The sequence below is a fragment of the Kitasatospora sp. NPDC086791 genome (assembly GCF_040685975.1).
Classification (GTDB): Bacteria; Actinomycetota; Actinomycetes; order Streptomycetales; family Streptomycetaceae; genus Kitasatospora.
In genome coordinates, this window is the sequence record NZ_JBFBOC010000053.1 from 21,077 (window position 1) to 27,266 (window position 6,190).

Consider the following 6,190-nt stretch of genomic DNA (forward strand, 5'->3'; position numbering starts at 1 on the left):
CCGCCCCCGCCGCTCGCGCCCGGCCGAGCGGCACCGCCCAGGCCCCGGCCGCGCCCGGATCGGGGCCACTGTGCGGGAACAACACGGGCGACCGCACCCGTTGCCCCGTGGTGGAGGCCGGGCGTGGACCTGCCGTACGGTTCACCCCGACCATGTCCGGCGAGCGACGAAGGCAGAGCGGATGACCAAGGCACGGCTCGGGAGCACCCACCGACGCGGACGACTGCTGGCCCTCACCGCCCTGGCGGCCGGCCTCGGCGCGGCCGCCTGGTCGTTGCGCGACCTGCCCGCGGCGTTCGGCCGGCGGCCGGACGGCGAGCGCGAGGAGCGGGTGCGCAATTCCCCGCAGTACCGCGACGGCGTCTTCCACAACGCGCCCTCCACCCTCGCCCGCAGCACCGGGGCCCCGGGCTTCGACGGCGCCACCGCCCGTCGGATGCTCTTCGAGCGCGAGGGCCGCGTCCCCGCCCGCCCGGTGCCGACCGTCCGCCCCGCCACCCCGCCCGGTCCGGCCGCCGAGGGCGTGGAGATCACCTGGTACGGGCACGCCTCCGCGCTGGTGGAGATCGAGGGCTTCCGGGTGCTGCTCGACCCGATCTGGAGCGACCGCTGCTCCCCCGCCGCCCACCTCGGCCCCAAGCGGCTGCACCCGGTGCCGGTCGAGCTGGAGGAGCTGCCGCCGGTCGACGCGGTGCTGATCTCCCACGACCACTACGACCACCTGGACATGGCCACCGTCAAGCGCCTGGTGCGCAGCCAGTCCGCGCCCTTCGCGGTGCCGCTCGGCATCGGCGCCCACCTGCGCCGCTGGGGCGTCCCGGAGCACCGCATCATCGAGCTGGACTGGGACGAGACCTGCAACCTGGGCGAGCTGGTGCTCACCCTGACCTCCGCACACCACTTCTCCGGCCGCGGCCTGACCCGCAACACCACCCTCTGGGGCTCCTGGGTGATCGGCGGCCCGAACCGCAAGGTCTTCTACACCGGCGACTCCGGCTACTTCGAGGGCTACGCCCGGATCGGCGAGCAGCACGGCCCGTTCGACGCCGCGCTGGTCCAGATCGGCGCCTACGACGTGGCCTGGGCGGACATCCACATGACCCCCGAGGACGCCGTGCTCGCCCACCGGGACCTCTCGGGCGGCCTGCTGGTGCCCGTCCACTGGTGCACCTTCAACCTCGGCCTGCACCCGTGGGCGGAGCCGGTCGAGCGGCTGGTGAAGGAGGCCAAGGAGCGCGCCGTCCCGCTGGCCGTGCCGCGCCCCGGCGAGCGGGTGGACGTCGACAACCCGCCGGAGCTCGACGGCTGGTGGGAGTCCGTCGGCTGACGGCCCCCCAACAGGACTCCCCCCAGGCTCCCCCCAGGACTCCCACCCCAGGACTCCCACCAGGACTTCCCCAGCGCGCCGGACGAAATGCGCTGGCCGGAAACCCGGTGGACGGGAAATGATGCGGTGCGGGCGCCCCTGTGGCCCCGCACCGCCACCCTCCGCAACCTGGGAGCCCGATTGCCTCCGATCCCTCCGGCCGATCGCTCCGGCGCCCCGCACGGGCGCGCCGTCGACCCGCTGTTCCTCGCCTACCCGCTGCGCTCCCTCGCCGACGCCGCCCTCACCCGGGCCCGTGAACTCGGCGCCTCGCACGCCGACTTCCGCCTGGAGCGGGTCCGCAGCGCCTCCTGGCGGCTGCGCGACGCCCGCCCGGCGGGCACCTCCGACAGCGTGCAGCTGGGCTTCGCCGTCCGGGTGCTGCTCGACGGCGCCTGGGGCTTCGCCGCCGGGGTCGACCTCACCACCGCCGCGGCGGCGCAGGTCGCCGAGCAGGCCGTCGCGGTGGCCCGGCTGTCCGGCGGGATCAGTCGGGCCGCCGGATCCGCGGAGCGCGTCGAGCTGGCCGAGGAGCCGGTGCACCGGGACGTCACCTGGGTCTCCTCGTACGAGGTCAACCCGTTCGAGGTGCCGGACGCGGAGAAGACGGCGCTGCTCGCCGGGTGGAGCTCGCGGCTGCTGGCCGCCGACGGGGTCTCGCACGTCCAGGCGAGCCTGCTGACCGTCCAGGAGAACAAGTTCTACGCGGACACCGCGGGCACCGTGACCACCCAGCAGCGGATCCGGCTGCACCCCACGCTGACGGCCACCTCGGTGGACGAGCGCACCGGCGCCTTCGACTCGATGCGCACGCTGGCCCCGCCGGTCGGCCGCGGCTTCGAGTACCTGACCGGCACCGGCTGGGACTGGGACGCCGAACTCGCCGAGCTGCCGGTCCTGCTGGCCGAGAAGATGAAGGCCCCGAGCGTCGAGGCCGGCCGGTACGACCTGGTCATCGACCCGTCCAACCTGTGGCTGACCATCCACGAGTCGATCGGCCACGCCACCGAGCTGGACCGCGCGCTCGGCTACGAGGCCGCCTACGCCGGCACCTCCTTCGCCACCTTCGACCGGCTCGGCACGCTCCGGTACGGCTCCGAGCTGATGCACGTCACCGGCGACCGCACCGCCGAGCACGGCCTGTCCACGATCGGCTACGACGACGAGGGCGTCGCCACCCAGTCCTGGGACCTGGTCCGGGACGGCGTCCTGGTCGGCTACCAACTGGACCGCGGCATGGCCAAGTTGAAGGGCTTCGAGCGCTCCAACGGCTGCGCCTTCGCGGACTCCCCGGCGCACGTCCCGGTGCAGCGGATGGCCAACGTCTCGCTCCGGCCCGCCGCCGACGGCCCGGACACCGAGGGCCTGTTCGCCGGTGTGGAGAACGGCCTGTACATCGTCGGCGACCGCTCCTGGTCGATCGACATGCAGCGCTACAACTTCCAGTTCACCGGGCAGCGCGCCTACGCCATCAAGAACGGCGAACTCGCGGGCCAGGTCAAGGACTTCGCCTACCAGGCCACCACCACCGACTTCTGGGGCTCGATGGCGGCGGTCGGCGGCCCGCAGACCTACGTCCTCGGCGGCGCCTTCAACTGCGGCAAGGCGCAGCCCGGCCAGATCGCGGCGGTCAGCCACGGCTGCCCGTCCGCGCTGTTCCGGAACGTCAACGTGCTCAACACCCAGCAGGAGGCGGGTCACTGATGACCGCGATGCAGCCCCACGAACTCGTCGAGCTGGCGCTCGGCCTCTCCCGCGCCGACGGCTGCGTGGTGATCGCCGACGAGGACTCCACCGCGAACCTGCGCTGGGCCGGCAACGCCCTGACCACCAACGGCGTCACCCGCGGCCGTCGGCTGACCGTGATCGCCACCGTGGCCGGGGCCGAGGGCACCGCGTCCGGCGTGGTCTCCCGCGAGGCCGTCGTCCCGGCGGAGGTCGAGGACCTGGTGCGGGCCGCCGAGGCGGCCGCCCGCGCGGCCGGCCCGGCCGAGGACGCCCAGCCCCTGGTCGCCGACCGGCCGGTCTCGCCGGACTTCACCGAGCCGCCCGCGGAGACCTCGATCGCGGTCTTCGACGCCTTCGGCCCGGCCCTCGGCGAGGCCTTCGCCCGTGCCGCCGCCCGGGGCGAGCTGCTGTACGGCTTCGCCCGCCACGAGTTGACCTCCAGCTACCTGGGCAGCTCCACCGGCCTGCGGCTGCGCCACGACCAGCCCACCGGCATGGTCGAGTTCAACGCCAAGACCGCCGACCTGTCCGGCTCGGCCTGGGTCGGCGCCGCCACCCGGGACTTCACCGACGTCGACGTCGCCGCCCTGCACACCGAGCTGACCAAGCGCCTCGGCTGGGGTGCCCGCAAGGTGGACCTGCCGGCCGGCCGCTACGAGACGCTGCTGCCGCCCTCGGCCGTCGCCGACCTGATGGTCTACCTCAGCTGGTCCTCCGGCGGCCGGGACGCCCACGAGGGCAGGACGGTCTTCTCCAAGCCCGGCGGCGGCACCCGGATCGGCGACAAGCTCAGCGGCCTGCCGCTGACGCTGCGCTCCGACCCGCAGGAGCCGGGCCTCCAGGCGCCGCCGTTCGTGCTCACCCACGCCACCGGCGGGGACGACTCGGTCTTCGACAACGGCGAGCCGATCACCGCCACCGACTGGATCCGCGAGGGCGTGCTGAACGAGCTGGTCACCAGCCGCCACTCGGCCGGCCTCACCGGGCTGCCGGTGCGCCCGGCCGTCGACAACCTCGTCCTGGAGTCGGCCGGCCAGGAGTCGGCGCCGACCCTGGACGAGATGATCGCGCGGACCGAGCGCGGCCTGCTGCTCACCTGCCTCTGGTACATCCGCGAGGTGGACCCGGCGACATTGCTGCTCACCGGCCTCACCCGGGACGGCGTCTACCTGGTGGAGAACGGCGAGGTCGTCGGCGCGGTCAACAACTTCCGGTTCAACGAGTCCCCGGTGGACCTGCTCGGCCGGATCACCGAGGTGGGCCGCACCGAACGCTGCCTGCCCCGCGAGTGGAGCGACGACTTCACCCGCACCGCGATGCCACCCGTGCGTGTCGCGGACTTCAACATGAGTTCGGTCAGCCAGGCCTCTTAGCCGCTGACCGACGGGGGATACGAGAGACATGATGGACGAGAGACGGCTGGTCAGGTCGAGCAAGATGCTGTCGCGCATCCTGCGGCACGAGCCCGGCCTGGTGGGGATCACGCTGGACGGAGCCGGCTGGGTCCGGGTCGACGACCTGCTCGCCGCGCTCGCGGCGAAGGGCAGGCCGCTCACCCGGGCCGAGCTGGACCACGTGGTGGCCACCAACAACAAGCGCCGCTTCGGCTACTCGGCGGACGGCCTCTCGATCCGCGCCAACCAGGGCCACACGGTGGCGGTCGACCTCGGTCTGGCCGCCGCCGTCCCGCCGCACGTGCTCTACCACGGCACCGCCGACCGGCACCTGGCGGCGATCTTCCGCGAGGGCCTGCGCCCGATGACCCGCCGGGACGTCCACCTCTCGGCCGACACCGAGACGGCGACCAGGGTCGGCGCCCGGCACGGCCGCCCGGTGGTGCTGACGGTGAACGCGGCCGCGATGACCACGGCCGGTCACGAGTTCCGGGTCAGCGAGAACGGCGTCTGGCTCACCGACGCCGTGCCCCCGCAGTACCTCTCCCGGCGCTCGTAGCCCGGGAGCGCCCGAAGGGCCTGTCCGCTCCGCCGGACAGGCCCTTCGCGCACCCGACCGGGTGCGTCCGCCCCACCCGGTCTCGTCGCCGCCACCGCCCCGGCGTACCGTGAGGAGGCCGCGCGGCCAGGCGCGCGGGTGCGTGACGAGGGCGGTAGGACACATGGGCAAGAGCGCCGGTGACGGGCAGGTCTTCCGGATCACGGGAGCGCGCAGCAGCCTCAGCGAGGACGTCCGGGGACGCCAGCGCCGCTACGTCATCTCGATGCTGCTCCGGACGGTCTGCGTGCTGCTCGCGGTGGTGCTGTGGGACGTCCAGCGCTGGCTGGCGTTCGCGGCTCTGGCGGGCGGCGTCCTGCTGCCGTACTTCGCGGTGCTGATCGCCAACGCGGGCCGCGAGCGGGCCCCGGGCCTGCCGAGCACCTTCGACATCCCGCTGGACACCCCGCTGATGCTGGGCCCCGGCGGGACGGGCGGGAGGGGTGGGGCGGGCGGGGCCGGTGCGACCACCGGTACAGGCGAGGCAAAGGCCGCTGCCACCGATCCTTCACAGGACGTGAACTGACCGTCCGTTTCACCCCGGTTCACCCGGGTCCCGCTGGACGAAAGCTCAGAAGAAGCTCAGATTAATCATGCAAGACCTCCCCAACCGAGGGTCTTGGCGTGACATACTGCGTACGCGCTCCGCATCCCCCGTCGGAGCGACGGACCGACGCCGGGCGGCTCCCCCCGTGGCTGCCCGGCGTCGCCATGCCCGGATCCGGCCGTCCCGGACGAGCGTGACAGACTGGCGGTGCAGACTTCCCGCCTATCGCTGAGGACGGCCCGATGGACACCCCGCAGACGCCGAGCTGCTCCGCCAAGGGCTGCCGGGCGGACGCCGGCTGGGTGCTGGTGTGGAACAACCCCAAGCTGCACACCCCGGACCGCCGCAAGACGTGGCTCGCCTGTGACGGGCACCGCGAGCACCTGTCCCAGTTCCTCGGTGTGCGCGGTTTCCTCAAGGAGGTCGTCGCCTTCGCCGACTGGACCCCCGAGGAGCCCGGCACCCCGGCCTGAGCGGTCAGAGCACCCCGGCTCGGCCGAGCCGGGGTGCTCTGACCAGGTCGGAAAAGAGTAGGGTGGGGGAAGAGTGTTGGGGCT

At 73.5% G+C, this 6,190-nt stretch carries 6 protein-coding genes; all 6 read left to right on the top strand.

Annotated elements, in window-relative coordinates; translation table 11 throughout:
* Window positions 1-181 precede the first annotated feature (181 nt).
* The 6 genes from AB0Q99_RS33625 to AB0Q99_RS33650 all read left to right on the top strand — a co-directional run bounded on the left by AB0Q99_RS33625 (window position 182) and on the right by AB0Q99_RS33650 (window position 6,106).
* Window positions 182-1,327, top strand: coding sequence for an MBL fold metallo-hydrolase (locus AB0Q99_RS33625; RefSeq protein ID WP_363577950.1), 1,146 nt, complete (start codon window positions 182-184; stop codon window positions 1,325-1,327).
* Between the two features lie 189 nt (window positions 1,328-1,516).
* Window positions 1,517-3,070 (top strand): TldD/PmbA family protein, encoded by a 1,554-nt coding sequence (locus AB0Q99_RS33630; RefSeq protein ID WP_363577962.1) that lies wholly within the window; start codon window positions 1,517-1,519, stop codon window positions 3,068-3,070.
* On the top strand, window positions 3,070-4,467 hold the full coding sequence (locus AB0Q99_RS33635) for a metallopeptidase TldD-related protein (RefSeq protein ID WP_363577952.1): 1,398 nt from the start codon (window positions 3,070-3,072) through the stop codon (window positions 4,465-4,467). The genes AB0Q99_RS33630 and AB0Q99_RS33635 overlap by 1 nt, the downstream gene beginning before the upstream one ends.
* 31 nt (window positions 4,468-4,498) lie before the next feature.
* Window positions 4,499-5,047 (top strand): RNA 2'-phosphotransferase, encoded by a 549-nt coding sequence (locus AB0Q99_RS33640; protein ID WP_363577964.1) that lies wholly within the window; start codon window positions 4,499-4,501, stop codon window positions 5,045-5,047.
* Between the two features lie 163 nt (window positions 5,048-5,210).
* The gene (locus tag AB0Q99_RS33645; RefSeq protein ID WP_363577954.1) at window positions 5,211-5,612 is read left to right on the top strand and encodes a DUF3099 domain-containing protein; all 402 of its coding nucleotides are present in this window, start codon (window positions 5,211-5,213) and stop codon (window positions 5,610-5,612) included.
* Between the two features lie 263 nt (window positions 5,613-5,875).
* A complete protein-coding gene (locus AB0Q99_RS33650; protein WP_363577956.1) occupies window positions 5,876-6,106 on the top strand; it encodes a hypothetical protein in 231 nt (76 codons plus the stop codon).
* The last annotated feature ends 84 nt before the right edge of the window (window positions 6,107-6,190 follow it).